Origin of the sequence: Aureimonas altamirensis (genome assembly GCF_001463885.1) — a bacterium.
GTDB classification, from domain to species: Bacteria; Pseudomonadota; Alphaproteobacteria; order Rhizobiales; family Rhizobiaceae; genus Aureimonas; species Aureimonas altamirensis.
Genome location: NZ_BBWQ01000022.1, coordinates 107,344 through 132,851, shown reverse-complemented (window position 1 = coordinate 132,851; position 25,508 = coordinate 107,344). Strand labels below are relative to the sequence as shown.

The following is a 25,508-nucleotide window of genomic DNA, read 5'->3' as shown; positions in this document are numbered from 1 at the left end:
CGGGGATCATCGGGCGCGCATGCCAAAACAGCGACGGTACACACTGGGAGTCTGCGCGCTGACGGGCGCCATGCTGACGGGCCTTGGCGGCTGCGGCAGCCCGCAATCGACCTTCCTGTCCGCCGGAACCGAGTCCGCTGCCGTCAACACCCTGTTCTTCTGGATGCTGGGTGGCGCCGTGCTGATCTGGCTCTTCGTCATGGGCATCAGCATCTACGCCACGCGGGCGCATCCCGGCGCGCATCATGAACGCGCCGGCGTCCGACTGATCGTGTGGGGCGGCGTCGCCTTTCCCGTCGTGACCCTGACCCTGCTGCTCGCCTTCGGCCTTTGGCTGATGCCGGAACTGCGGCGCGAGGGCGAGGGTATGCGGATCGCCGTTTCGGGGGAGCGCTTCTGGTGGCGCATCTTCTACGATACGCCCGCCGAGCCGGGCGTGCAGCGCGCCTTGCCGCGCGCAGGCGTCGAAAGCGCCAACGAGTTGTGGCTGCCGGCCGGCGTGCGGACCGAACTGCTTCTCGGCAGCCCGGATGTGATCCACTCCTTCTGGGTGCCGGCCCTCGGCGGCAAGGTCGACATGATTCCCGGCCGGGTCAACCGACTGGTGCTGGAGCCGACACGCGAAGGCGTCTTCAACGGCGTCTGCGCCGAGTTCTGCGGGACGGCCCATGCCCAGATGGCGTTTCGCGTGAGGGTCGTCTCGAAGGAGGCCTTCGCCGCCTATGTCGAGGCCCAGAGCCGTCCGGCGGATGCGTCGCCGGCTCCCGGGCGGGATGCCTTCATGGCCAATGGATGCGGCGCCTGTCACGCGGTGCGCGGCACGCAGGCCGAGGGCGGCGTGGGGCCGGACCTGACCCATGTCGGCGGACGCCGCATGCTGGGCGCGGGGACACTCGACATGAGCGCGGCCAATCTTGCCGCCTTCATCGCGGCGCCGGGCCATGTCAAGCAAGGCGTGGAGATGCCGGCCTTCGGCATGATTCCGCAGGGCGAGGTGGCGGCTATCGCAGAATGGCTGGAGGGGCTGAAGTGAGCGATACAACGGCCATCCCGCCTGCCTCGACACGCGACCAGAACGATCCGGACGTCCGCAAGGGCCAGGAAAAGCGCCTGATCGCGACCTGGGAGACGCCCCCCGGCTGGCGCTACTGGTCCGACGTCAACAATACGACGGTCGGTGTCTGGTATACGGCTACGGCCTTCGCCTTCCTGCTGTTCGCCGGCGTGCTGGGCCTGATGATCCGGGTTCAGCTTGCCGTGCCGGACAACGACTTCCTGACGGCGACCTTCTACAACCAGGTCTATACGCTGCACGGAACGGTGATGATGTTCCTGTTCGCGGTGCCGATCTTCGAGGCGGTGGCGATCATCCTGCTGCCGCAGATGCTGGGCGCCCGGGACCTGCCGTTTCCGCGCCTGTCGGCCTTCGGCTACTGGTGCTTCCTGATCGGCGGTATCTTCGTCTGCGGCTCGATCTTCTTCGACTCCGCACCGGATTCGGGCTGGTTCATGTATCCGCCGCTGACCACCCAGGAGCGGTTCACGCCGGGCTATGGCGCGGATATCTGGCTGCTCGGACTATCCTTCATCGAGGTGGCGTCCATCGCCGCGGCTGTGGAACTGATCGTCGGTACCCTCAAATGCCGCCCGCCGGGCATGCGGCTCAATCTGATGCCGCCCTATGCCTGGTACGTTCTGGTGGTGGCGGCGATGATCCTTTTCGCCTTTCCGCCGCTGATCGCCGGCGACATCCTGTTCGAGATGGAGCGCCTGTTCGACTGGCCCTTCTTCGACCCGGAGCGCGGCGGCGACCCGCTTCTGTGGCAGCACCTGTTCTGGATCTTCGGACATCCGGAGGTCTACATCATCTTCCTGCCGTCCATCGCGCTCTTCGCGATGATCATCCCTACATTCGCGCAGCGGCCGCTGCTCGGCTATTCGTGGATCGTGCTGGCGGCGGTGGGCACGGGCTTTCTGTCCTTCGGGCTGTGGGCGCACCACATGTTCACCACCGGCCTGCCGGCCATCTCGCTCGGCTTCTTCTCCGCCGCCTCCGAAGCGGTGGCCATTCCGACCGGCGTGCAGATCTTCGTCTTCCTTGCCACCTGCCTGACGGGGCGCGTCATCTACAGCGTGCCCATGCTGTTCGTGTCCGGCTCGCTGGCCGTGTTCGTACTGGGCGGGCTTACCGGCGTCATGGTGGCGTTGGCCCCCTTCGACTGGCAGGCGCACGACACCTATTTCATCGTGGCCCACCTGCATTACGTCATCATCGGCGGTGTTCTCTTTCCCATCCTCGCCGGCCTTTATTATTACTGGCCCATCGTCTCGTCGCGCCGCCTGTCGACGCGCGCCGGCAAATGGGCCTTCTGGCTGATGTTCATCGGCTTCAATACGGCCTTCTTCCCCATGCATCTTTCGGGCCTGATCGGCATGCCCCGCCGCATCTGGACCTATCCGGCCGGGATCAACCTCGATCTTCCGAACCTCGTCTCCACGATCGGCGCCTTCGTCTTCGCGGCCGGCTTCCTTATCGTCGTCGCCGACGTCCTGCGTCCGCGCAAGGGGCCGCTGGCCGACCGCAACGTCTGGAACGCCGGCACGCTGGAATGGGCGGGCGAAGTGCCGGACCAGCCCTGGGGTGTCCGGTCCGTTCCCATCATCTCGTCGCGCTACCCCATCTGGGACCAGCCGAACTTTATCGACGATATCGACAAGGGCCGCTTCTACCTTCCCGACGCAGAGGAGGGGAAACGCGAGACCATCGTGACCACCGTGCTCGATGCGGAGCCGGTCCAGTGCCTGCGCGTCCCCGGGCCGTCCTTCGTGCCGATGATCGCTGCCGGTTTCCTCGGCGCTTGCTTCATCGCAGCCACCTTTCATTGGTGGTGGTGGATGTTCGGCACGCTGTTCCTGGCCGTCGCCGCCATCATCCACTGGCTGTGGCGCGCCACCAGCGTCATCCCGGAAAAGGAAGAAAAGGATGTCGGGCTGGGCCTCTCCCTGCCCATCTACGTCTCTGGTCCGCAGTCCGTTTCGTGGTGGGCGATGTTCATCACCATGCTGGGCGACATGACGGCCTTCCTGTCGCTGGTCTTCGGTTATTTCTTCTATGTGACCATCCACGAGCGGTTTCCCGGGCCGGAGCTGGAAGGGCCGGGCGCGGTATGGCCGGGCGTTTCGCTGGCGTTATTCCTGATGGCCTTCGGCGCGGCGATCCTGTCGCATCTGCGGCTGCGGGCCGGCGCGGTATCGACGGCCCGTGTGCTTCTGGCTGCCGGCATCGTGCTGGTGCTGGCCGCTTCGGCCGCGCTGCTCTACGGGCCGTACGTCACCGGCATGGCGCCGCGCGCCCATGTCTATCCGGCCATCGTCTGGTTGCTGGCCATCTGGACGGCGCTGCACGGCGCGGTTGGGGCGCTGATGCTTGGGTTCTGCCTGGCCGGCACGCTGACGGGCCGCCTGACGCCGCGCTACGACATCGACCTTGCCAATGTCCGCCTGTATTTCCACTTCCTGGCGGCAACGGCGCTGATTACCGTGGCGACGCTGGTGCTCGTGCCGCTTGCCGCAGGAGCCGCCTGATGGCCGTCAGCAACCGCACGCGCGACAATCTCTGGACGCTGATCGCAACGCCCACCATCTGGGCGGTGCACTTTCTGGTCTGCTACGTGGCGGCGGCGTGGCAATGCGCACCCAATGTCGCCGTTTTCGAGCCCATCGGCGGCGTCCGGGTGCTGATCCTCGTTCTGACCGTTGCGGCGCTTTGCGCCTGCGGCGTCATCGGCTGGCGGGCGATCTCGGAATGGCGTGCCAATGGCGGGTCCGTGCCGCATGACGGCGACTCGGCCGAGGTGCGCGAACGCTTCCTGGAGTTCTCGTCCTTCCTGCTGGCGGGCCTGTCCTTTCTGGGGGTCGTCTTCACTGCGCTGCCGGCCCTGATGATCGTGGATTGCCGATGAAACTGTCCGTAACCCTGACATGGAAGCGCCTGTTCCTGGCCTGCATCGCTGCGGGCATCGCCGCGCTGGCCGTAGGGTGGTCGGGATTCGTGTCCATTGCGGCCAATACCGGCCATTACGCGCCCGTGGGCTGGTTCCTGCATTGGACGATGGGCAATGCCGTGGACACGCAGTCCATCGGTATCAAGGTTCCGGAGGGCGTCAGCCTGTCGGACCCGGCGCTGGTGCGGCGCGGGGCCGGGCATTTCCAGACAAATTGCGTCGCCTGCCATGGCGCGCCGGGAGAGCCTCAATCCGCTGCCATGACCGCGATGATGCCGCCACCCCCGCCTCTGGGCGACAAGATCGGCACGTGGCGCGACCGCGAACTGTTCTGGATCGTCCGGCACGGCATCAAATATTCCGGCATGCCCGCATGGACCACGCAGTCGCGCCCCGACGAGGTCTGGGCCATGGTGGCCTTCCTGCGGACGCTTCCGACGCTGGACGAAGCCAGCTACCGGGCGCTCGCCTTCGGCGAAGGGCCATTTGCCGGTACGGGGCTTGGCGACGACCCGTTCGAAACCGCGCTGGCCGGCTGCGCGCGCTGCCATGGCATGGATGGCGCGGGGCAGCCGCCGGCCGGCTCGGTGCCGGTGATCGCGGGCCAGTCTCCGGCCTATCTTCTGGCCAATCTCAAGGCGTTTGCCGTCGGCAGCCGCGAAAGCGGCATCATGCAACCGGCAGCCAGCATCCACGACGATGCGATGCTGGCGCGGCTGGCCGAATGGTATGCGGACCAGACCCCGCCCGCGCGGGACGGTGCCGCCTCCTTCGACAGGCCCTTCGGTGCAACGGTCGGCGAAGAGGGCAAGGCCCGTCTGCCGCGCGGCAGCGTCGCGGCGGACCGCACGCTGGAAGTGCAGCTCACCGACGACACCGTGCATATCGCCTCCGCCTTCGGCCCACCCTACGAGGCGGAAGGTTTGGCCGAGCTGGGGCGGACGATCGCCGAAGCCGGCCTGCCCGACCGCAAGATCGCCGCCTGCCAATCCTGCCATGGCGCTGCGGCGCGCGCCGCCAACCCCAACTATCCGTATCTGTCCGGACAGCCGGAGTGGTACCTGGCCGCGCAGTTGCAGCTGTGGAAGCACCGCGACCGGGACGGGGGGCCGCATGCGCATGTGATGGAGCCCATCGCCGTATCCATGACGCAGGAGCAGATCGACGCGGTGTCGCTGTGGTATGCGCTGCAGCCGGCGGCTCGCTGACGAAATTCAGGCGCGCCACGGTGGCGCGGGCCGGGTCGAATCAGCTATCCCTTCAGTTGAAGGGCGAACGGCAGGGACTGCCCCGCCCGGACCATCCATGAATGAGGATCGCCCGAATGCAGTCACGCGCCGCCGTTGCCTGGGAAGCCAACAAGCCCCTGACCATCGAAACCGTCGAGATCGGTGGGCCACGGCCCGGCGAGGTGCTTGTCGAGATCATGGCGACAGGCGTCTGCCATACCGATGCCTATACGCTGTCGGGGCTGGATTCCGAAGGCAAGTTTCCCGCGATCCTGGGGCACGAGGGCGCCGGTATCGTGCGCGAGGTGGGCGCCGGCGTCACCAGCGTCAAGCCGGGCGACCATGTGATTCCGCTCTATACGCCCGAGTGTCGGCAGTGCAAGACGTGCCTGTCGCGCCGCTCCAACCTGTGCACGTCCATCCGCGCCACGCAGGGGCAGGGCGTCATGCCGGACGGCACGTCGCGCTTCGCCTGCCATGGCGGCGAAGTGTTCCATTACATGGGCTGCTCGACCTTCTCCAATTTCACCGTGCTGCCCGAGATCGCCGTTGCGAAGGTGCGCGAGGACGCGCCCTTCGACAAGATCTGCTACATCGGCTGCGGCGTCACCACCGGCATCGGGGCCGTCATCTACACGGCCAAGGTGTGGCCGGGCGCCAATGTGGTGGTGTTCGGGCTCGGCGGTATCGGCCTCAACGTGCTGCAGGCCGCCCGCATGGTGGGTGCGGACCGCATCATCGGCGTGGACATCAATCCCGGCAAGGAAGAGATGGCACGCAAGTTCGGCATGACGCACTTCGTCAACCCGGCCGAAATCGGCAACGACAAGGTGGTGCAGGCCATCCAGGACCTTACCGATGGCGGCGCGGACTTCTCGTTCGACGCGACGGGCAACGTCAATGTGATGCGCCAGGCGCTGGAGTGCTGCCATCGCGGCTGGGGCGAATCGATCATCATCGGCGTGGCCGAGGCCGGCAAGGAAGTCGCGACGCGGCCCTTCCAGCTCGTTACCGGCCGTGTCTGGAAAGGCACGGCCTTCGGTGGCGCGCGCGGCCGCACCGATGTGCCGAAGATCGTGGACTGGTACATGGAGGGCAAGATCAATATCGACGACCTGATCACCCACACCATGCCGCTGGACGAAATCAACACTGCCTTCGATTTGATGCACGAGGGCAAGTCGATCCGTTCCGTCGTCCTATATTGACGGTCTGGCCCGGCCGCCGCTTGCCGGCCGGGCCCAATTTCACGGAAACGACAGACGAGGGATATTCGCGATGGATCTGGTGTCGACGTCGAAGGCGCATGGCGGAACGCAAGGGGTGTATCGCCACCAGTCCCGCACCACCGACTGCGAAATGACGTTCGCGGTCTTCGTGCCGGAGCATGCGCCCGGCGAGAAGCTGCCTGTCCTGACCTATCTGTCGGGGCTGACCTGCACGCACCAGAATGCGATGGACAAGGGAGAGTTTCGCCGCGCGGCGGCCGAGCACCGGTTGATCATCGTGTTGCCGGACACCAGCCCGCGCGGGCCGAACGTGCCGGACGAGGGGGACAACTGGCAGATGGGATCGGGCGCCGGCTTCTATGTCGATGCGACAGAGGCGCCATGGCGCGACAATTACCGCATGTACTCCTATGTGGTGGACGAGCTGCCATCACTTGTTGCGGTCAACTTTCCGGCCGACGTTGCGCGGCACGGCATTTTCGGCCACTCCATGGGCGGCCACGGCGCCATGACGATCGCCCTTAAAAATCCCGAGCTCTATCGTAGCTGCAGCGCCTTTGCGCCCATCGTCCATCCCACCACGGCGGACTGGTCGCGGCCGGCGCTGGAAAAGTATCTTGGCCACGATGCGATGGCCTGGCGTCAGTACGACACATGCCTGCTGATCGAGGACGGCAAGCGGTTTCCCGAATTTCTGGTGGACCAGGGAACGGCGGACCAGTTCCTGGAAACGGGGCTGAAGCCCAATATTCTGAAGGCCGCGTGCGAAAAGGCCGGCATTCCGCTGACGCTGAACATGCGGGAGGGGTACGACCACTCCTACAGCTTCATATCCACCTTCATGGACGACCACATCGCCTGGCATGCCGCGCGGCTGAACCGCTGACCTGTCTGGCCATGCCGCGCGCCAAGGCGCGGCATGGCGATTTCAATGCGGTTCAGGCCGCCGGCGTCAACGTCACCGACGTGCCGGTGGCTGCCGCGTTCAGGCCGAGCTGGCCGCTGACGCTGATCGTCTGAAGCTGAATGGAGCCGGCGGTGCCGCCGATCAGAAGATTGGCACCGGCGCCGGCGCCCAGCGTCGCTTCCACGGTCGCACCCTGATAGACGCCGCTCAAAGAGCCCTTGTGGTAGCCGGCGGTAGGCGCGAAGACGGCCCAGACGAGCTGTCCGCGCGTGGTGAAGCCGAGGTCCACGCCCATCTTGCGCATGACGCCGGTGTAGACTTCCGATGTGCGCGCGCCGGTGGTGGACTGGAACGTGCAATCCAAGGATTTGGCGGAGCCCAGGACGTAGCCGACACCACCGCCGACATCGCAGGTCAGGTAGCCGATGCGCACGCCATCGCGCTCGACGACTTCGGGGTAGGGTTCGGCCGGTGCATAGCCCCCGATATCGGCGGCATGGGCGATGGTGGGGCCCATAAGGGCGGCCTGGGCAAAGACGGCGGCAGCAAGAATGCGCTTCATGTCCAACTCCTGTTCGATCGTAAGACCCGCATGGCCTGGACGAGGCCCGACAGGTATTCGATGCTATTAACAATTTGGAAAGGAGTTCGATCCCGCTGGATTTTTGCGGTGCACTCGATGGACGATCTTTCCTGTTTGGAAACCCTTTCGGTTTGCGAACGGTACACCGGTTTGGTGTCCAATGCGCTCGACAAGGAGCGGAAGGGGATGCGCCTCCATGAGCAATCTGATGTGGATCGTGACCGCTTCCGCATCGCTGTGGTGCATCATCATCCTTTTGGTGTGCCTCGGCCGGCACATCTTCCTGGGGTGATCTGTGCCGGCGCACTACACCCGCCGTCGAACGCGCTGTATGGTGGGATGATCCATCTGCTTGAGGCGACTCGTCCATGTCGAATGCCATTTCCCTGACCGGTGGTCGTCCAATGCGCCCCCTTGCATGGGTGCTGCTGGCAGTTCTTCTGCCGCTGCTAGGCGCCTGCGGCGTCAACAACGTTCCGACCTACGAAGAGCAAGCCAAGGCCGCATGGGCCGAGGTGCAGAACCAGTATCAGCGCCGCGCCGACCTGATTCCCAACCTGGTCGAGACGGTGCGCGGCTTCGCCGCGCAGGAGCGCGAGGTTTTGACAGCGGTGGTGGAGGCGCGCGCCAAGGCCACGCAGACCACCATCAACGCCGACCAGTTGACCGACCCGGCCGCCGTCGAGCGGTTCCAGGCCGCGCAGAACGAGCTGTCCGGCGCGCTGTCGCGCCTGCTGGTGACCGTCGAGCGCTATCCGGACCTGAAGTCCAACCAGAACTTCCTGGCCCTGCAAAGCCAGCTCGAAGGCACTGAAAACCGGATCGCCGTGGCGCGGCGGGACTATATCGAGCGGGTTCGCGTCTACAACACGGAGTTGCGCACCATTCCCGGCCGCTGGATCGCGGGTATTCTCTATCCCGAGGCCGAGCCGATGCAGGCGTTCGAGGCCACCGAAGGTGCCGCGACCCCGCCCAGCGTCAACTTCGGCACCAATTGAGCCGCCCGGCGTGACACGGTCCATGGACACGCTCGGGCGCTTTGCCCGCACATGGGGCGTCATGCTGGCCCTGGTGCTGGCGCTCTTGTCCCCGCAGGCCTTCGCACAGGATTTTCCCGTGCTCAGCGGGCGGGTGGTCGATGCCGCCGGCATGATGACGCGTGCGCAGGCCGAGGCACTGCAAGCGCGGCTGGCCGCGCATGAGGCGTCATCGTCCGACCAGCTCGTCGTGGCCACGGTGCCGAACCTGCAGGGCTACGAGATCGCGGACTTCGCAAACCGGCTGGCGCGGCACTGGGGTATCGGCCAGGAGGGCGAAAACAACGGCGTTTTGCTGCTTGTCGCGCGGGACGAGCGCCAGGTGCGCATCGAGGTCGGCTACGGGCTGGAAGGAACCTTGACCGACGCGCTGTCCCGCATCGTCATCGAGAATGACATCCTCCCCCGCTTCCGCAGCGCCGACTTTGCCGGCGGCATCGCCGCGGGGGCCGACGCCATCGTCTCCATCCTGTCGGGCAACGCAGACGAGGTCCGGGCGCGCGCCGAGCGCAACGCCGGCTGGAACGGCGAGGGCGTCGACGACTGGATAAGCCTTGCCGTCGTGCTGTTCATCCTGGCCACGGCCTTCGGCCCAGTGGTGCTGATGATGCTGGCGCAGATGTTCGGAACGAAACTGCCGGGCGGACGCCGCAGGTTCATGGGAATGGAGTTCGGCGGGCGGTCGGGCCGGCGCAGGCGCGGCAACGCGGGATACTGGGGCGGCGGCATGGCAGGCGGTGGCATGGCCGGTGGCGGCTGGGGCGGCGGATCTTCCGGCGGTGGCTTTTCCGGCGGCGGCGGCTCTTTCGGGGGCGGTGGCGCCTCCGGAAGCTGGTAAGACAGGAGAGAGCCCCATGCCGCTGCGTTTCACGAAACAGGATCACGACCGCGTCGCCGCTTCCATCGCGCGCGCCGAAAACGGCACCAGCGGCGAAATCTACGCGGTCTTCGCCCGGGCAAGTGCCGATGTGACGCCCATCTCCTATGCGGTGGCGATGGCGCTCTGCATTGTTTCCGGCTTTCTTGCCGCTGTGCTTGCGGCCCTTGCCGGGCATGCCGTGGCGGCGGTGGACCTCGCCTTCGGGCAGGTCGTCGGTGCATGCCTTCTGCTGGCCTTGCTGCGGTTCGCGCCACGGCTGCGCCGCCTGTTCGTGCCGGGTTTCCTGGCGCGGATGGCGGCGGCCCGGGTCGCGCGGGAGCAGTTCCTGGCCCATAATCTGCACTCCACGGCAGGGCGCACGGGCGTGCTTCTGTTCCTGTCGGAGGCGGAGCATTATGCCGAGGTGATCGCCGATGACGGCATCGCCGCCCGCGTGCCGCCGGAAGCCTGGACTGAAATCGTCGATACGCTCATCCGCGCCGGCCGCGACGACAGCCTGGCCGAAGGTTTCGTGGAGGCCATCGCGGCCGCCGGGGCGTTGCTGGCGCAGCATTTTCCGCAGGACGATGCCGGCCTGAACGAGATACCCGACCGGCTGGTGGAAATCTGAAAACGCCCGGCGCTTTTGCCGGGGGCCGCGGTATTGGCGATTGACGGCGGCTGCCGCAGGATCGATACAACCGCAGAATTTGCAACTCGGAGTCTCATCAATGAGCGAGCGTATTGCCGATATCGGCGTTCTGGGCCTCGGAACCATGGGGGCCAATCTGGCGCTCAACATGGCCGAGAAGGGGTTCAAGGTCGCCGTCAACAACCGCACCGTCGAGAAGGGATATGCCCTGCGCGACGAGAACGGCGAGATCGGCCAGAACATCGTCCCGACCGACTCGATTGAGGATTTCCTGTCGCGGCTGAAGGCGCCGCGCCTCGTCTTGTTCATGGTGCCGGCCGGCCCCATCGTCGACGAAGAGATGCAGCGCATCATGCCGCTCCTGTCGCCGGGCGACATCATCATCGATGCCGGCAATGCCGATTTCAACGACACGCTGCGCCGCTCCAGGCTGGTCGAGGAGACCCCGTTTCACTTCGTCGGCATGGGCGTTTCCGGCGGCGAACTCGGCGCGCGGCACGGCCCTTCGATGATGGTGGGCGGCGCCCGCGAAACCTATGCGTCGCTGCAGCCGATCCTCGAGCCGATCTCGGCCAAATACGAGGGCGAGCCCTGCGTGGCGTGGCTTGGGCCGGATGGCGCCGGCCATTTCGTAAAGACCATCCATAACGGCATCGAATATGCCGACATGCAGATGATCGCCGAGATCTACGGCATCCTGCGCGATGGCCTGGGGCTTGCGGCCGGCGAGATGGCCGACATCTTCGCCGACTGGAACACGCGCGGCCTGTCCTCCTATCTCGTCGAGATCACCGCGGTGACGCTGGCCGAAAAGGATTCCGACACCGGCAAGCCGATGGTGGACGTGATCCTGGACGAGGCCGGACAGAAAGGCACGGGCCGCTGGTCCGTCATCGAATCGCAGAAGCTGGGCGTCGGCGCCACCACCATCGAGGCCGCCGTGTCGGCGCGCAGCGTGTCGTCCCGCAAGGCCGAGCGCGAGCTGACCGAAAGCCTCTATTCCTCGGTGGCGTCCGCCAAGGCCGAGTTCCATGGCGACAAGGACGGCCTGAACGAGCTGGAAGCCGCGCTGGAAACAGCCAAGATCATCGCCTACGCGCAGGGTTTCGCGGTGTTGACGGCGGCGTCGGCCGAGCATTCCTGGAACCTGCCGCTTGGCGAGATCGCCCGCATCTGGCGTGCCGGCTGCATTATCCGCTCGCAGTTCCTGGATGACATCACCAAGGCGTATGACGGCGCGGAGCCGCCGGCAAACCTCTTGCATGCACCGGAATTCGTAGCGCGGGTGAGCGCGGGTGAAAGCGCGTTGCGCCGTGTCGTGGCCAAGGCAGCCCTGGCCGGCATCGCCGTTCCGGCGTTGGCGGCGGCCCTGTCCTATTTCGACGATTACCGTCGCGGGCGCGGCACCACCAACCTGACGCAGGCCCAGCGCGACCTGTTCGGTGCGCACACATTCCACCGCACCGACAAGGACGGGGTCTTCCACCATCAGTGGCCGGCGGTCTGATCCGTCGCTGCGACACGCTCAGGGGCCGCCAACGCGGCCCCTTTTTTATCGGCCCGAAAAGATCGCGGCCTTTTCGGTTGCGTCGAGGGGGCGGTAGGTCCCGGGCGCGAGATCATCGGGCAAGGCAAGGCCGCCCAGCCTGTCCCGGTGCAGCTCTTCGACATGGTTGCCGAGCGCGGCAAACATGCGGCGCACCTGGTGGTAGCGGCCCTCGCTGACGGTCAGGTAGGCTTCCCGTTCGCCGACCGCCTCGAAGGTCGCCGGCAGGAGCGGCTTGTCCTCGCCCTCCAGCAGCAAGGTACCGGCGGCAAAGATTTCGCTTTCGTCTCCGCGCAGCGGGCGCGCAAGCACAGCGCGATATCGTTTGTCCACATGGCTGCGCGGCGCGATGACCTTGTGCAGGAAGGCGCCGTCATCGGTCAGGAGAAGCAGTCCGGAGGTTTCCTTGTCCAGCCGCCCGACGGTGGACAAGGCCGGATCGCGCCGGCGCCACCGCGCGGGCAGGAGGTCGTAGACGAGCGGCCCCGCTTCCTTGTGCGAGCAGGTGACACCGAGCGGCTTGTGCATCGCCAGGACGACACCCGGCAACGGGTCCAGCCGCTCGCCGTCCACGATCAGGCGGTCTTCGAGGTCCGGCGTCAGGGCGATGCGGGTGTCGGCGGCCTGGAAGGGGGCGCCGTCCATGAGGATATGGCCGTTCCTGGCCAGCATCTGGATTTCACGGCGCGAGCCATAGCCGAGATTGGCCAGGAGCTTGTCCAGCCGGGCGGTTGGCGTCTTGCCGCTCATGCCACGGCCTCGACGACCTTGTAGCCGCCCTTGTCGGCGCGTGCTTCCACCCGGCGGAACGCAGCTCCCAGGACGGCCTCGTAGGGCAGGTGCCGGTTGGCGACCAGCCATAAGGTGCCGCCCTTGCACAGGGCGCGCCGCGCGGCGCGGATGAAGTCCTGCCCCAGTTCGCGGCTTTCGCTGCCCTCGGCATGGAACGGAGGATTGCAGACGACGAAGTCCAGCGGGCCAAGCGGCTGTGCCAGCGCATCGGCCCACAGGAACGACGCGCGCGGATCGGTGACGTTGCGCCGCGCACAGTCAACGGCCCGCCGGTCGATATCCACGAGGGCAAGGCTTTCGACCTTTTCCGAGCGCAGGACGTGTCGGCTGAGAATGCCGATGCCGCAACCGAGATCGGCGCCGTTGCCGGCCAGTGGCGGCAGCACATCCATCAGCAGACGGCTGCCGGGATCGAGCCTGTCCCACGAGAAGACACCCGGTTGCGACCAGAGGTCGAGCTCGGGTGCGATGCGCGGAGCCCCCTCGTCCAACGCAGGCTGGAGGTTCAGGTCGCCGGCCGGCCGGTCGAGGATGCAGATGCGGTGACGACGCCGGAAGCTTTCGGCAGGGGCGCAACCGAAGGCCTGCAGCTCTCCCGCCAGGCGGGCGCCGCCCTTGTCCTTCGGTGCGAGTGCCACCAGCCGGCCACCCGGCGCCAAGGCACGCAGCCCGTGCGCCAGGACGTAGCGCCGCTCGAGCGAGCCGGGCGGCGCCAGCATGACGAGGGATGCGAGGCCGCCGTCCGGAACGGTCTCCAGTGCCGTCGAGCCGGGCGCGAACGGCGAAAGCTGGATGCGCGGTCCCGATGCGTCGTCCGCAACAAGGTCGGGCGGCGGTGCGCCGTAACGCGCATCGATAGGAGCTTCTGTCATATTGGTCACACCTGCCCTATAAGGCAGCCTCGCGGGGCGGGGAAGCCCCAATCTCGAAGCGGGGAGGGACCGGACGTGAGCGTGGATGCGAAGATCAGATCGATCACGCCGCCAGAGCTGATCGCCCGCAAGGGCGGCGAAAAGATCGCCTGCCTGACGGCCTATACGACACCGATGGCGCGCCTGGCCGACCGGCATTGCGATCTGATCCTGGTGGGCGACAGCCTCGGCATGGTCGTGCATGGCCTGCCCAACACGCTGGGCGTGACGCTGGACATGATGATCCTGCACGGCAAGGCGGTGATGCGCGGCGCGGCGCGTGCGCTGGTGGTGGTGGACCTGCCCTTCGGCAGCTATGAGGGCGGGCCCCGGCAGGCCTTCGAGGCTTCGGCGCGTGTGATGGCCGAAACGGGATGCGCGGCAGTCAAGCTGGAGGGGGGTGTCGAGATGGCCGAGACGGTCGCCTTCCTGACGGCACGGGGCATTCCCGTGTGCGCCCATGTCGGGCTTGTGCCGCAAAGGGTGCAGAGCTTTGGCGGCTACAAGGTGCAGGGGCGTGGCGCGGCGCGCGACAGGATCCTGGCGGATGCGGTCGCCATGGCCGAGGCCGGCGCCTTCGCCGTGGTGCTGGAAAAGGTGGTGGAGCCGCTCGCGCGGGAGATCACACAGCGCCTGCCGGTGCCCACCATCGGCATCGGCGCATCGCCGGCTTGCGACGGCCAAATTCTCGTTCTCGACGACATCCTCGGCGTGTTCGCCGATTTCCAGCCGAAATTCGTGCGTCGCTACGCCGAGCTCGGCACGGCCGCTGAAGACGCTATTGCCGCCTATGTCCGCGATGTGCGGGAGGGGCGTTTTCCTGCGGCCGAGCATACGTTCGGCGAAAAGGCGGGCGCAGTCTGATGGGCGGGGTGGCGATCGTTCGCAGCCGGCGCGCGCTGCGCGCCATGATACACGACTGGAAGCAGAGCGGGCTGACGGTCGGCGTAGTGCCCACGATGGGCGCTCTGCACGAAGGGCATCTAAGCCTTGCTCGCCGGGCTCTTGCCGAGACCGACAGGGTGGTCGTGACGCTCTTCGTCAATCCCCGTCAGTTCAACAACCCGGCGGATCTGGCGGCCTATCCCCGCACGGAAGAGGCCGATGCGGCCATGCTGGCGCCGCTGGGGGTGCACGTTCTCTATGTGCCGGACGGGGCCGAGATGTATCCCGAGGGCTTCGCCACGACCGTATCGGTAGCCGGCGTCAGCGACGGATTATGCGGCGCGTTCCGGCCCGGCCATTTCGATGGCGTGGCGACTGTGGTCGCCAAGCTCTTGATCCAGACGGCGGCCGACCGCGCCTTCTTCGGCGAGAAGGATTTCCAGCAACTGATGGTCGTGCGGCGGATGGTTTCGGACCTTGACCTTCCGACGCGCATCGTCGCCTGCGGAACGGTTCGCGAGGAAGACGGGCTTGCCATGTCCAGCCGCAACCGGCGCCTGTCGGCGCCGGAGCGCATCGTCGCCAGGGCGCTACCGGAAGCGCTGTTTGCGGCGGCGGGCGCCATCGGGGCCGGTGCGGATGTGGCCGCTACGCTTGCAAAGGCTCAGGGTTCGGTCCTGGCCGGCGGCTTCAGGGCGGTGGAATATCTCGAATTGCGGGACGAGGCCAGCCTTGCGCCCGTGCAGAGGTTGGGCAACGTGCCAGCGCGCATTCTCGCGGCGGCCTGGCTGGGCGACGTCCGGCTGATCGACAATGTGGAGGTGATCCGCACGAACGCGGCCGAATTGCCCTCCAGCGATGAGGCTGCAGGCGACAGGCCGGTCACGACGGTCTGATCTTACGCTTACGTAAATTACCTTTTCGACGGCGCTTTTTGCCTGTATCGATTGGGTATCGGAAACTGGGAGGTGCCGAAACTCATGAACAAGCCGTGGCTGCAGTACTATCCGGAGGGCGTACCGGCCGAGGTGCCCGAACTGCCGTTTGCCTCGCTGGTCGATCTTCTGGAAGATTCGTTCAAGCGTTTCGCGGATCGCCCTGTCTTCAAGTTCATGGGTCGCTCGATCACCTACCGCGAGATGGACGTCGCCTCGCGCAATTTCGCGGCCTATCTGCAGGCGAAGGGCCTGAAGCGCGGCGACCGCGTGGCGCTGATGATGCCGAACGTCCTGCAATATCCCGTAGCGGTGGCCGGCGTGCTGCGCGCCGGCATGGTGGTGGTGAATACCAATCCGCTCTACACCCCGCGCGAGCTCAAGCATCAGCTGACCGATTCCGGCGCGCGCGCCATCGTCATCCTGGAAAACATGGCGACGACGCTGCAGAAGTGCCTGCCGGATGTCCCGGTGGAGCATGTGATCGTCGCATCGGTGGGCGATATGCTGCCCATGCTTAAGGGCACGATCGTCAATTTCGTTCTGCGCCGGGTCAAGAAGATGGTGCCGGCTTACGAACTGCCCGAGGCCGAGCGCTGGAACCACGCGATCAGGACCGGCGCTGCGTCGACCTTCGAGCGCGTTGCCCCGGCGGCCGACGACATGGCCAGCCTGCAATATACGGGCGGCACCACGGGTGTTTCCAAGGGGTGTATCCTGTCGCACCGCAATCTCGTCTCCAACGTCATCCAGTCGGAGCTGTGGCACGAGCCGGCCATGCGTAACGTGCCGGCCGGCGAGCAGACGAACACGATCTGCGCGCTGCCGCTGTATCATATCTTCGGCTTCACGGTGAATATGATGCTGTCGATGCGGCAGGGCGGATGCAACATCCTCATCATCAACCCGCGCGACATTCCTGCCGTGATCAAAGAGTTGAAGGCGCAGCCCTTCCACCTCTTCCCGGCCGTGAACACGCTGTTCGGCGCGATAGCCCGCCATCCGGATGCGAGGAGCGTCGACTGGTCTTCGCTGCGCATTTCGGTTGGCGGCGGCATGGCGGTGCAGGGCGCGACGGCCGATCTGTGGCAGCAGGTAACGGGTTGCACCATCTGCCAGGGCTATGGCCTGTCGGAGACGGCACCCGTGGCCTGCTGCAATATCGTAACCGAGACGCAGTATACCGGCACGATCGGCTATCCGGTGCCGTCCACCGACTGCCGTATCGTGGACGATGATGGCAACCCGCTGCCGGTCGGCGAGCGTGGCGAACTGGCCATCAAGGGCCCACAGGTCACGGCGGGCTACTGGAACCGGCCGGACGATACGAAGAAGTCCTTCACCAAGGACGGTTACTTCCTGACGGGCGATATCGGCGTCATGGACGAGACGGGCGCTACCAAAATCGTCGACCGCAAGAAGGACATGATCAACGTGTCCGGCTTCAACGTCTATCCCAACGAGGTCGAAGACGTGGTCACCCGCATGCCGGGCATTGTGGAGGCGGCCGCCATCGGCATGGAGGACGAGAATTCCGGCGAGGTGGTCAAGCTCTTCGTGGTCACGAACGATTCGTCCGTCACCGAGGAGGCGGTAAAGGCGTTCTGCCGCGATAATCTGACGGGCTACAAGCGACCGAAGGTTGTCGAGTTCCGGGATGAACTGCCGAAGACCAATGTCGGCAAGGTGCTGCGCCGCGAACTGCGAAACTAGGCGGAAAACCTAGGATTGGCGGCACCGGCTTGTGCCGGCGGCCGCTCCATGTCTTAATTCGGGGGACGGGGTACAGGCATGGGCTGCGGGGGGCTCTTCGCGGCACCCGCAAGTTTTTTGCCTCGCCACGGCGATTCGGCCTTTTCATTCATCAAAGTGTCGCTTATATCCGCATCACCGCAGCGCAAAAGCGCTTGCATCGGTGACGCGGGGTGGAGCAGCCCGGTAGCTCGTCAGGCTCATAACCTGAAGGTCGCAGGTTCAAATCCTGCCCCCGCAACCATCTTTACTTGCGACCCCGTAGCCCCCGCTGCGGGGTTTTTGCTTTGCGTGGAAATCGTAAGGATTCCAGCGAGATCGCCCTGAACGGCGATCTCCACCTTGCCGTCGACCGGCGTCAGCTCGATCTGATCCACGAGCGAGCGCAGCGTGTCGGCGGCCTCGATCCGCTTCCCCTCGTCTTCGTCCTGCAGGGCGTCGTAAAGCTGTTGGACCCGCTTGCGGTATTGCAGTGCCATGCTCGGGTGCAGCAGGGGTGGCGGCTCGTCGGCTTCGGCCAGGAACAGTTCAAGTTCCTTCTTGCGTTTCTCAATCGCCACCATCTTCGCGTTGAGCGCGTCAGCGGCCCCACCCTTCAGTATCAAATTGAGGAGGGTCTCGAGTTCCCGATCGATCTTCGCAATCTCCGCCTCGGCCGACGCGATCTCGGCGCGGCCCTCCATGCGCAGCCGGTTCATCTCCTGCGTGAAGACCTCGCAGAAATGGGTGAAGAGCTCCGGATCGACGAGTTTGGTACGCAGTGCGTTCAGCACACGCGCTTCCAACTCGTCGCGGCGGATGTTGACCCGGTTGTCGCAGGTCCCCTTGTTGCGCGCCGTCGCACATCCGATCAGCGTCGCCGAGATCGCGGAATAGCCGCCACCACAGCAGGAACATTTGGTCAATCCCGAGAAGAGGTATTTGGGGCGGCGGCGGGTATTGATCCGGGAGAGATCGGCCTCGCCGTTTTCCTTCCGGGCGATCTTGTTCTTCTCCTGCCGCGCCTTCACGGCGTTCCAGAGATCGTCATCGAGGATGCGCAGCTCCGGCGTTTCCTGGATGACCCATTCCTCTTCCGGGTTGGGGCGGGCCTGCCGCTTGCCGGTGTTCGGATCCTTGACGAAGCGCTGCCGGTTCCAGACGATCTTGCCGATATACATCTCATTGTTGAGGATGCCATTGCCCCGTTTCGGGTTGCCGTTGATCGTGCTGAACCCCCAATCGCCGCCTGACGGAGCGGGAATGCCTTCCTTGTTCAGGGCGAAGGCGATGGTCTTGGCCGACTTGCCGGCGGCGTAGTCGCGGAAGATGCGGCGGACCACCTCGGCCTGGAACTCGTTGATGGTGCGATCGCCGCGGATCGGCTCGCCGTTCGCATCGAGTTTCTTGACCACATCGTAGCCATAGGCATTGCCACCACCCGATTTGCCCGCCTCGACGCGGCCGCGCTGCCCGCGGCGGGTCTTGTCGGCCAGATCCTTCAGGAACAGCGCATTCATCGTGCCCTTGAGACCGACATGCAGATGCGTCACCTCGCCTTCCGACAGGGTGAACATCTTCACGTCGGCATAGGACATGCGCTTGAAGATGCCCGCGATGTCTTCCTGATCGCGGGAGAGGCGGTCCATCGCTTCGGCCAGGATCAGGTCGAAACGGCCGCCCATTGCGTCGGCCATGAGCGCCTGAATGCCTGGGCGGATCAGCGAGGCGCCGGAGATCGCGTGGTCCGAATACTCCTCGACGATATGCCAGCCCTGCTTCTCGGCATGGAGACGGCACATACGGAACTGGTCGGCGATGGAGGCGTCGCGTTGATTGTCGGAAGAATAGCGGGCGTAGATCGCGACTTTCAAAACCTGGCTCCCGTCCGTATCAGGAGGAGCGCTTCCTCCTTTGCCGTGACATCTTCACTTCCTCTGCATAGCACTCCTGCGCCGCCTGCCTCGCCAGGATGCCGACCAGACGCAGAAGGCGAGGGTCGGGATTGCCACGCGGCGTAAACGTCAGCTCCGGCGCGTCCAGCAGCAAGGATTCGAGCAGCGCTTCGCGCTCTCCTCCTGTCATCTTTGCCGGGTTTCCTGGGGCTCGCAAGGTCATAGCTTGCAGCATTCGCCCCGAGGGAAGCATAAGCAACGGAAATTGAAGGCGAATATTCGGCGGCGATTGGCGCGGGCAATCGTGCCATGGCGTGGCCAAGCGCAGCCGGGCGTGCCTTTGCGTAGCAAAATAACCTATCGGAATCCCTCGCTGACCCGGTCATCATTGGCCTCGTCGCCTCTCCTCGTGAGGTCATTGACTGTTGACGCAACCCTAGCGTATTGTAATTCGCGATACAAGGCGCTATATACCGACCAAGGAGATTCGCCATGGCCACGACCGCCGAACGCAAGGAATATCCGATCTCGATGCGCCTGCCCGAGGCGGATGTCGCAATGATCGATCGCGCAGCGAGCCTGCGCGGCCGCTCGCGCACCGATTTCGTGCGCGACGCCGCAGTGCGCGCGGCCGAGGAGGTCGTCATGGAGCAGGGGCTGATCCGGATGAGTCCAGAGGGCTTCGCTGAGTTCATGGATGTGCTGGCGCGTCCGGCCGCTCCCGTTCCGGAGATGGTCGAAGTTCTGAAACGGCCCGCGCCGTGGGAGCCCGGCTACGTGGCGAAGCGGTAAGCCATTGCAACTGTCAGGCCCCGAACCGCTTACCGCCGCTCACGATGTGTCTGATTTCTCCTGTGGCAAGCCCACGCTTGACCACTGGCTGAAGACGCGCGCCCTCTCCAATCAGCAGAAGGGCTTCACCGCCGTCCTTGTCGTGCACGAGGCCGGACGCGTGGTCGGTTACTATGGCCTGGCGCCGACCGCCGTTGTGCCATCGGTGCTGCCGCGTTCGATCCGGACGGGGCAGCCACCCAATCCGGTCCCGTGCATGCTACTCGGCCAGCTCGCGACCGATACGGGTTGGGCAGGGCTGGGCATCGGGACCGGTCTTGTGAAGCACGCCCTCCAGCGCTGCGTTCAGGCCGCTTCGCTGATCGGCGGACGGGCCTTGTTGGTCAATGCCGTCGATGGTGAAGCCGCCGAATTCTGGAGGCGGCGCGGCTTTGAGCCGTCCAGGGATGATCCCCTGGTTCTGCTCCGATCGATCAACGACATCGCGGCCTCGCTCGGTGAGGCTGGAGGTTGAATGCTTGGCTGGCCTCACCCCAGCGATCCGCCCGTTCACTCAGATTGCAGTAGACCAGATCTGCCCATGCAAATTCGTCTCCCCCCATTGTCCACATTCCGCTGGCAGATGTTCGTGCTTTCCCTCGCTCTATCTTGGGCGGTCGGCGGCCTGCCGGAACCTGCCCAGGCTCAGCCTCGGCCGCAGATTGCGAAGTGCGTTCCCGGTCAGGCGCGCACCGCTGACGAATATTGTCTCGTCGACGGTGACACGATCTGGATTGACGGGGAAAAGCTGCGCATGGAGGGATATGACACCCCGGAACCGCAAACCCACATCTGCGGTGGCGAGGCCGAAGTCGCGCTGGCACACCGAGCCAGCGACCGGGTGATCGAGCTGCTGAACTCGCATAACTGGACTGTCGAATATGGAGAGCGGGATAACACCGGCACGCGGACGCTCGTGACGATCAGAATCGGTGGTCGCGACATCGGCGACATCCTGATCGAAGAAGGGCTGGCTCGCTCCTGGCCTGACGGCGATGAATGGTGGTGCAGCCGGTAGGTGCGGCAATGCGAACCGCGCGTGGAGCGGCGAGGTGAGATGCCAGTTATGCTGACAATGCGCCTTGTTGCTGCGTACGCGCAGTTTCCAACCTCGCAGGTGCAACATCCGGAGGCACGCACGGAACATCAGCCATTCGGCGCGTCACCTCCGAAGTTGATGGCTACGGTAAGAAGCTACATGTTCGTGGTTGCTTTCTTCAGTCATCAGGGCCTGATAACAAATATTTATGATTGAAGACTGGCTGAACATCGAGGAGGCGGAGCACGGCGAAACAAAGCGCCTCTTTGTGCTTGGCGAGAGAGGTGGCGGTAGAGTCGCAGTCCAGGCGGACCTCATGGAGCGTGTCCGCGCTCACTACGACGATCCGCGGCACATTGCCGACGACATTGCCGAGCTGGGATTCCCCGGCGCTGCTGCCATTCTTCGCGAGCGCTTGCCGACCGACGCCAGAACGCGGTCCGGCGAAGTAGGCGAGATATTGGCTACGGAGTTTGTGGAGCACCAGACTGGATTCCGGATCCCCGTTCGCCGCCTGCGCTACAAGGACGGTCGCGAAATGGCCCTGCGCGGCGATGATTTCCTCGGCATCGAGGAGGTAGATGGACGCCTTGCCTATCTGAAGGGCGAGGCCAAGAGCGGTCAGGCGATGGCCGCAGGTGTGATAAACGCCGCTCGTGCCCGGCTCAATGACGACGATGGCCGTCCCACGCCGATCTCCCTACTGTTTGTAGCCGATAGGTTGCTGGAGGGGAGCGAAGAAGACGAGGCGCTAGGTCGCCAAATCCGCAATGCTGTCGGCAGAGGCACGATTCGGGCGCGTGATGTCACGCATGGACTGTTCACGTTAACCGGCAACGACCGGCGCGCCGACCTCGAAGCCGATCTTGCAGGTGCTGGCGGTGACCACGGCCATATCTCGGTGAACCTCCGCATAAACGACCACCAGGAGTTCATCGCCTGGATTTATGAAGAGGCCGAGAGCCTTGGAAACGATTGAGGAGCTTCAGGAATTTATCGAAGTGATGGCGCAGCCGACGGTACGCGGTCGGCTTCAAGCACGGGGTGACGCGCGGGCGATCATTAGGAGGGCCGGCCAACTTCCCGAGGGTGCTCCGGCTTTCGCGGTGAGTCTCGACACCGATTTGTCCGAGTATGGATTCTCTTTGCTCCGTGCATCGCTCGCCCTGCGGGAGCGGGGCGAGGGCGACCCAGCAATATGGCGCGAGGGCTTTCTCAAGGCTGGCAATGCCTTCGAGGCCCTTGTCCGCAACGGGTCACCGGAACTCTCCCAGCGTGGCTTCTGGCGTGTGATGGGCGCGGCCTCGTACCATCTCGCGGGGTACGCAGCGATGGCGTTCTCGCTGATGTCTCAGGCCGAAGAAGAAGCGAATCTTGCGCCCGCAGAACGCGTGATCGTACGGCTACTCCTTAGTGATCTCGGGACTCTGCGTGACGAGGCGCGATCCTGGCTGCGCAATCCTGAATACGGCGACGATGCTCTCCAAGCTGCTCTCGAGGTCGGCGATCAGGAGATCGACGACATCTTGTCGATCATGCTGACTACGGCGGTCTTCAGAGCTTTCGCGTTCTTCGAATTCGCGTTGCTCACCGGCGATACCGCTATGCACGACGGAGCGCTATCAATACTCCGGCGCGCTCTGAGAGTGGCCAGCAATGTCGGTGCGGTATCCCATTGGTGGATCATCCGCGTAGCCCGAAATTTAATTGACGATCTCTGGGGCAATAGCCTCCACCATGTGCTGCCTCAAATCGGGCCAGCCGGCACGGATGGTTATGCCGCGCTGCGGGAGATGTTTCTTGCGTCGCTTTATGCGCGCAAGACGGCCGAGGTTGAGCTCTGGCCTTCGCAGATCGGCGCGGCGCGCCGCGCAACCGATTTGACTGATGATCTCGTGGTGGCTCTGCCGACGAGTGCTGGAAAGACCCGCGTCGCGGAAATCTGCACCCTCATGTCGCTCAGTGCAGAGAAGCGGGTGTTGCTCGTGACGCCGCTGCGGGCACTGTCGGCGCAGACCGAGCGGTCCTTTCGCAAGACGTTCGGTCCTCTCGGATTTTCGGTGTCCTCGCTCTACGGTGCGAGCGGCGCAATGCCGGGAGACCAGGACGCACTGCGCTCGCACGACATCGTTATTGCGACGCCGGAAAAGCTGGACTTCGCGCTAAGAAGCAATCCGCAATTGCTGGATGATATCGGATTGATCGTTCTGGATGAGGGACATCTGATAGGGCCGAGCGAGCGCGAGCTCCGCTACGAAATTCTCGTGCAAAGGCTTCTGCGCCGCGCGGACGCGGTCGACCGGCGTATCGTCTGCCTGTCGGCGATCCTGCCCGATGGCGAACAACTCGAAGATCTGACGGCGTGGGTGCGTAGCGATGCCGAGGGCGAAGCGGTGAAATCAAGCTGGCGGCCGACCCGTCAGCGTTTCGGAACGCTGGCGTGGGGCGGACAGGGAGCGCGCCTGACATTCGATCTTGATGATGACGGACCCTTCATCCAGAACTTTGTCACGGAGCAGCCTCCCATCGCTCCGCGTCGAACGCCGTTTCCCAGAGACAATCCCGAGTTGACCATTGCTGCGGCATGGCAGTTTGCCGATGAGGGCAAGCGCACATTGGTATTCTGTACGCAGCGGGATCATGTCGAGAGCTACGCAACGCGCATTGTCGACCTCGCCCGGCGTGGCTTCATCGCTCCACTTCTTGCTGACGAAGGCGCAATAGAGAGGGCGAAATCGGTTGGGGCTGAATGGCTAGGTGCAGAGCATCCGGCCGTCCGCTGCCTTGAACTGGGCGTGGCCATTCATCACGCGCGTTTACCTAACCCTTTCCTTCGCGAGGTCGAACGCCTGCTAAACGAAGGCGTTCTAACTGTGACTATCGCATCGCCGACCCTCGCCCAGGGGCTTAATCTCAACGCAGCGGTCCTGCTTGTGCCGACCCTGTATCGCGCGGGAACTCCCCTCACCGGCGAGGAATTTGCGAACGTCGCGGGGCGCGCCGGACGCGCCTTCGTCGATCTCGAAGGGCTTGTGATCCACGTAATGTTCGAACCGCTGCGTTGGCGCAGGCAGGCATGGCGCGAGCTTGTGAACGCATCAAGGGCCCGGACGCTTGAGAGCGGGCTTATTCAGATCGCCAGCGAAATTCTCAATCGTCTGGCGCGCAGCGGGACGCTAAGTCGAGACGACGCCTTTGAGTATCTCGCCAACAACCGAGATGCCTGGAACATCCATGTCGACGAGGAAGACGACGAGCCTTTCGAGCTTCTGCTAGAGAAACTCGATCACGCGATCCTTGGTCTTGTCGAAGCGCTGGATGCTGATGATGCGGACTTGCCGCGGCTCATCGACGAGTCGCTGAACGGTTCGCTTTGGGCGCGGCAGCTTGCCCGCCGTGGCGATGACCTGCGTGAGCGCCAGCTTGAATTGTTCAGGGCGCGCTCGGGGCTGATCTGGTCGCAGACGAACGCCGATCAAAGGCGCGGTCATTTTGCGATGGGTGTTGGGCTTGAGTCCGGATTGACACTCGACGCGATGGCCGACGAGCTCGCCGTGTTGCTCGACCAAGCCGACGAGGCAGCGTTGCCCGGCGATAGCGAGGTGCTCGTTGCATCGCTTACCACGCTTGCGGAGCGCTTACTCGCTATCCGCCCCTTTGTTCCTGACGATCCTCTGCCGGGCAATTGGCGCGAGATCCTGGCCGCGTGGGTTTCCGGAACGCCAGTGCACGAGATCGGGCCGGACAACATGCGTTTCATCGAGGACGTATTTACGTATCGGCTCGTCTGGGCGCTGGAGGCACTTCGTACCCGAAGGGTTGCGCTTGGCTGGCAACCCGAGATCATTGCCGGCACAGCCGCTGCCTGTCTTGAGGCCGGGCTGCCGCGCTACACGATGGCGATGCTTGTGCGCGCCGGACTTCCTTCAAGAGCCGCGGCCCTCGCCGCAATTAATGATCAGGATCCGATTTTCATCGATAACGATGGTCTCGTTGTCTGGCTCGAAACCAATGAAGTTGTCGCGATGACAGATGCCGGAGACTGGCCAACGCCAGCGACCAACGACATTTGGAAAGCATTCAGGGCCGAGATGCTGAACCGCATCAGCCAGCGTTGGACCTCGCGCGACTGGCGTATAAATATCGAACCGGCGACGCGGCAGATCGTTCCGGTTCCGGCCAGTCCATATCGGGTCGAGGTCGACGAAACAGACAATGCCGTGTGGGTTCTTACGCCTGACTTCAAAGTGGTAGCCATGCTTGGGCAAAGTATGGTTGACGCCGCTCCAAGTGTGCTGACTGCTCGCTTTGATGAAGGCAGCCCTCAGGCGATCATTCGCCGGCATGGTCGCTCCCACGCGTCTTGGTCTGAGCCCTAAGCGCGCGAATGCTTCAAGGATTACGGAGGGCCGCTTTGGGAAATCGCGCTGCGGCTATCACCTC

The 25,508-nt window shown here is 64.6% G+C and carries 23 protein-coding genes and 1 tRNA gene; 19 read left to right on the top strand and 5 right to left on the bottom strand.

The features are described from left to right. The first annotated feature begins 19 nt into the window (after positions 1-19). The 6 genes from AUL31_RS17235 to fghA all read left to right on the top strand — a co-directional run bounded on the left by AUL31_RS17235 (position 20) and on the right by fghA (position 7,348). Positions 20-1,033 (top strand): cytochrome c oxidase subunit II, encoded by a 1,014-nt coding sequence (locus AUL31_RS17235; RefSeq protein ID WP_060609350.1) that lies wholly within the window; start codon positions 20-22, stop codon positions 1,031-1,033. Beyond that, a complete protein-coding gene (ctaD, locus tag AUL31_RS17230) occupies positions 1,030-3,585 on the top strand; it encodes a cytochrome c oxidase subunit I (protein ID WP_409359982.1) in 2,556 nt (851 codons plus the stop codon). The genes AUL31_RS17235 and ctaD overlap by 4 nt, the downstream gene beginning before the upstream one ends. Then, positions 3,585-3,962, top strand: a complete 378-nt coding sequence (locus AUL31_RS17225; protein ID WP_060609345.1) for a hypothetical protein — start codon at positions 3,585-3,587, stop codon at positions 3,960-3,962. The genes ctaD and AUL31_RS17225 overlap by 1 nt, the downstream gene beginning before the upstream one ends. Further along, positions 3,959-5,212, top strand: coding sequence for a c-type cytochrome (locus tag AUL31_RS17220; protein ID WP_060609342.1), 1,254 nt, complete (start codon positions 3,959-3,961; stop codon positions 5,210-5,212). The genes AUL31_RS17225 and AUL31_RS17220 overlap by 4 nt, the downstream gene beginning before the upstream one ends. A 116-nt stretch (positions 5,213-5,328) precedes the next feature. Continuing rightward, entirely contained in the window at positions 5,329-6,441 is a 1,113-nt protein-coding gene (locus AUL31_RS17215; protein ID WP_039194858.1) for an S-(hydroxymethyl)glutathione dehydrogenase/class III alcohol dehydrogenase, read from the top strand. A 70-nt stretch (positions 6,442-6,511) separates the two neighbouring features. Further along, positions 6,512-7,348: an S-formylglutathione hydrolase gene (gene fghA / locus AUL31_RS17210; protein WP_060609339.1), complete on the top strand. Its 837-nt coding sequence runs from the start codon at positions 6,512-6,514 to the stop codon at positions 7,346-7,348. A gap of 52 nt (positions 7,349-7,400) precedes the next feature. On the opposite strand, the gene AUL31_RS17205 is transcribed toward fghA, so the two are convergent. After that, positions 7,401-7,931, bottom strand: a complete 531-nt coding sequence (locus AUL31_RS17205; protein ID WP_060609336.1) for a DUF992 domain-containing protein — start codon at positions 7,929-7,931, stop codon at positions 7,401-7,403. A gap of 425 nt (positions 7,932-8,356) precedes the next feature. On the opposite strand from AUL31_RS17205, the gene AUL31_RS17200 reads away from it, so the two are divergent. From AUL31_RS17200 to gndA, 4 genes are all read left to right on the top strand, one after another. Continuing rightward, entirely contained in the window at positions 8,357-8,950 is a 594-nt protein-coding gene (locus AUL31_RS17200) for a LemA family protein (protein ID WP_244489453.1), read from the top strand. 10 nt (positions 8,951-8,960) lie between these two features. Continuing rightward, positions 8,961-9,827: a TPM domain-containing protein gene (locus tag AUL31_RS17195; RefSeq protein ID WP_244489447.1), complete on the top strand. Its 867-nt coding sequence runs from the start codon at positions 8,961-8,963 to the stop codon at positions 9,825-9,827. A gap of 16 nt (positions 9,828-9,843) precedes the next feature. Next, positions 9,844-10,479, top strand: coding sequence for a TPM domain-containing protein (locus AUL31_RS17190; RefSeq protein ID WP_060609328.1), 636 nt, complete (start codon positions 9,844-9,846; stop codon positions 10,477-10,479). Positions 10,480-10,579: 100 nt separating this feature from the next. Next, complete coding sequence (gndA, locus tag AUL31_RS17185) at positions 10,580-12,007, top strand: NADP-dependent phosphogluconate dehydrogenase (protein ID WP_060609323.1); 1,428 nt, start codon at positions 10,580-10,582, stop codon at positions 12,005-12,007. A 45-nt stretch (positions 12,008-12,052) separates the two neighbouring features. Here gndA and AUL31_RS17180 read toward each other — a convergent pair whose 3' ends face one another. Next, positions 12,053-12,796 (bottom strand): pseudouridine synthase, encoded by a 744-nt coding sequence (locus AUL31_RS17180; protein WP_060609320.1) that lies wholly within the window; start codon positions 12,794-12,796, stop codon positions 12,053-12,055. Then, on the bottom strand, positions 12,793-13,710 hold the full coding sequence (locus tag AUL31_RS17175; protein WP_060609317.1) for a class I SAM-dependent methyltransferase: 918 nt from the start codon (positions 13,708-13,710) through the stop codon (positions 12,793-12,795). Before AUL31_RS17175 ends, AUL31_RS17180 begins: the two co-directional genes overlap by 4 nt. 75 nt (positions 13,711-13,785) lie before the next feature. On the opposite strand from AUL31_RS17175, the gene panB reads away from it, so the two are divergent. The 4 genes from panB to AUL31_RS17155 all read left to right on the top strand — a co-directional run bounded on the left by panB (position 13,786) and on the right by AUL31_RS17155 (position 17,565). Then, on the top strand, positions 13,786-14,613 hold the full coding sequence (gene panB / locus AUL31_RS17170) for a 3-methyl-2-oxobutanoate hydroxymethyltransferase (RefSeq protein WP_060609313.1): 828 nt from the start codon (positions 13,786-13,788) through the stop codon (positions 14,611-14,613). After that, on the top strand, positions 14,613-15,530 hold the full coding sequence (panC, locus tag AUL31_RS17165; RefSeq protein WP_060609310.1) for a pantoate--beta-alanine ligase: 918 nt from the start codon (positions 14,613-14,615) through the stop codon (positions 15,528-15,530). Before panB ends, panC begins: the two co-directional genes overlap by 1 nt. Before the next feature lie 84 nt (positions 15,531-15,614). Beyond that, positions 15,615-17,282, top strand: coding sequence for a long-chain-fatty-acid--CoA ligase (locus AUL31_RS17160; protein ID WP_060609307.1), 1,668 nt, complete (start codon positions 15,615-15,617; stop codon positions 17,280-17,282). 206 nt (positions 17,283-17,488) lie between these two features. Next, positions 17,489-17,565: transfer RNA gene (locus AUL31_RS17155), tRNA-Met, on the top strand. On the opposite strand, the gene AUL31_RS17150 is transcribed toward AUL31_RS17155, so the two are convergent. Both AUL31_RS17150 and AUL31_RS17145 read right to left on the bottom strand, forming a co-directional pair. Further along, positions 17,522-19,174, bottom strand: a complete 1,653-nt coding sequence (locus tag AUL31_RS17150; RefSeq protein ID WP_073469449.1) for a recombinase family protein — start codon at positions 19,172-19,174, stop codon at positions 17,522-17,524. The two genes, AUL31_RS17155 and AUL31_RS17150, sit on opposite strands and share 44 nt — an antisense overlap. 19 nt (positions 19,175-19,193) lie before the next feature. Beyond that, positions 19,194-19,385 carry a hypothetical protein gene (locus AUL31_RS17145; protein ID WP_120443149.1) on the bottom strand — a complete coding sequence of 64 codons (192 nt, stop codon included), beginning with the start codon at positions 19,383-19,385 and terminating at the stop codon, positions 19,194-19,196. A 302-nt stretch (positions 19,386-19,687) separates the two neighbouring features. On the opposite strand from AUL31_RS17145, the gene AUL31_RS17140 reads away from it, so the two are divergent. The 5 genes from AUL31_RS17140 to AUL31_RS17120 all read left to right on the top strand — a co-directional run bounded on the left by AUL31_RS17140 (position 19,688) and on the right by AUL31_RS17120 (position 25,444). Further along, complete coding sequence (locus tag AUL31_RS17140) at positions 19,688-19,987, top strand: type II toxin-antitoxin system TacA family antitoxin (protein WP_039194720.1); 300 nt, start codon at positions 19,688-19,690, stop codon at positions 19,985-19,987. Positions 19,988-19,991: 4 nt separating this feature from the next. Further along, complete coding sequence (locus AUL31_RS17135) at positions 19,992-20,501, top strand: GNAT family N-acetyltransferase (RefSeq protein ID WP_039194721.1); 510 nt, start codon at positions 19,992-19,994, stop codon at positions 20,499-20,501. 66 nt (positions 20,502-20,567) lie between these two features. After that, on the top strand, positions 20,568-21,044 hold the full coding sequence (locus AUL31_RS17130) for a thermonuclease family protein (protein WP_039194723.1): 477 nt from the start codon (positions 20,568-20,570) through the stop codon (positions 21,042-21,044). Between the two features lie 229 nt (positions 21,045-21,273). Further along, complete coding sequence (locus AUL31_RS17125; protein WP_052194942.1) at positions 21,274-22,044, top strand: Hachiman antiphage defense system protein HamA; 771 nt, start codon at positions 21,274-21,276, stop codon at positions 22,042-22,044. Next, entirely contained in the window at positions 22,031-25,444 is a 3,414-nt protein-coding gene (locus AUL31_RS17120) for a DEAD/DEAH box helicase (protein WP_050475054.1), read from the top strand. Before AUL31_RS17125 ends, AUL31_RS17120 begins: the two co-directional genes overlap by 14 nt. Positions 25,445-25,508 lie beyond the last annotated feature (64 nt).

Excerpts from the sequence above, each read along its gene's own strand:
- AUL31_RS17235 (WP_060609350.1), top strand. The coding sequence starts at position 20 with ATGCCAAAACAGCGACGGTACACACTGGGAGTCTGCGCGCTGACGGGC.
- AUL31_RS17225 (WP_060609345.1), top strand. The coding sequence starts at position 3,585 with ATGGCCGTCAGCAACCGCACGCGCGACAATCTCTGGACGCTGATCGCA.
- AUL31_RS17220 (WP_060609342.1), top strand. The coding sequence starts at position 3,959 with ATGAAACTGTCCGTAACCCTGACATGGAAGCGCCTGTTCCTGGCCTGC.
- AUL31_RS17215 (WP_039194858.1), top strand. The coding sequence starts at position 5,329 with ATGCAGTCACGCGCCGCCGTTGCCTGGGAAGCCAACAAGCCCCTGACC.
- fghA (WP_060609339.1), top strand. The coding sequence starts at position 6,512 with ATGGATCTGGTGTCGACGTCGAAGGCGCATGGCGGAACGCAAGGGGTG.
- AUL31_RS17205 (WP_060609336.1), bottom strand. The coding sequence starts at position 7,931 with ATGAAGCGCATTCTTGCTGCCGCCGTCTTTGCCCAGGCCGCCCTTATG.
- AUL31_RS17200 (WP_244489453.1), top strand. The coding sequence starts at position 8,357 with ATGCGCCCCCTTGCATGGGTGCTGCTGGCAGTTCTTCTGCCGCTGCTA.
- AUL31_RS17190 (WP_060609328.1), top strand. The coding sequence starts at position 9,844 with ATGCCGCTGCGTTTCACGAAACAGGATCACGACCGCGTCGCCGCTTCC.
- gndA (WP_060609323.1), top strand. The coding sequence starts at position 10,580 with ATGAGCGAGCGTATTGCCGATATCGGCGTTCTGGGCCTCGGAACCATG.
- AUL31_RS17180 (WP_060609320.1), bottom strand. The coding sequence starts at position 12,796 with ATGAGCGGCAAGACGCCAACCGCCCGGCTGGACAAGCTCCTGGCCAAT.
- AUL31_RS17175 (WP_060609317.1), bottom strand. The coding sequence starts at position 13,710 with ATGACAGAAGCTCCTATCGATGCGCGTTACGGCGCACCGCCGCCCGAC.
- panC (WP_060609310.1), top strand. The coding sequence starts at position 14,613 with ATGGGCGGGGTGGCGATCGTTCGCAGCCGGCGCGCGCTGCGCGCCATG.
- AUL31_RS17160 (WP_060609307.1), top strand. The coding sequence starts at position 15,615 with ATGAACAAGCCGTGGCTGCAGTACTATCCGGAGGGCGTACCGGCCGAG.
- AUL31_RS17145 (WP_120443149.1), bottom strand. The coding sequence starts at position 19,385 with ATGACAGGAGGAGAGCGCGAAGCGCTGCTCGAATCCTTGCTGCTGGAC.
- AUL31_RS17140 (WP_039194720.1), top strand. The coding sequence starts at position 19,688 with ATGGCCACGACCGCCGAACGCAAGGAATATCCGATCTCGATGCGCCTG.
- AUL31_RS17130 (WP_039194723.1), top strand. The coding sequence starts at position 20,568 with ATGCAAATTCGTCTCCCCCCATTGTCCACATTCCGCTGGCAGATGTTC.
- AUL31_RS17125 (WP_052194942.1), top strand. The coding sequence starts at position 21,274 with ATGATTGAAGACTGGCTGAACATCGAGGAGGCGGAGCACGGCGAAACA.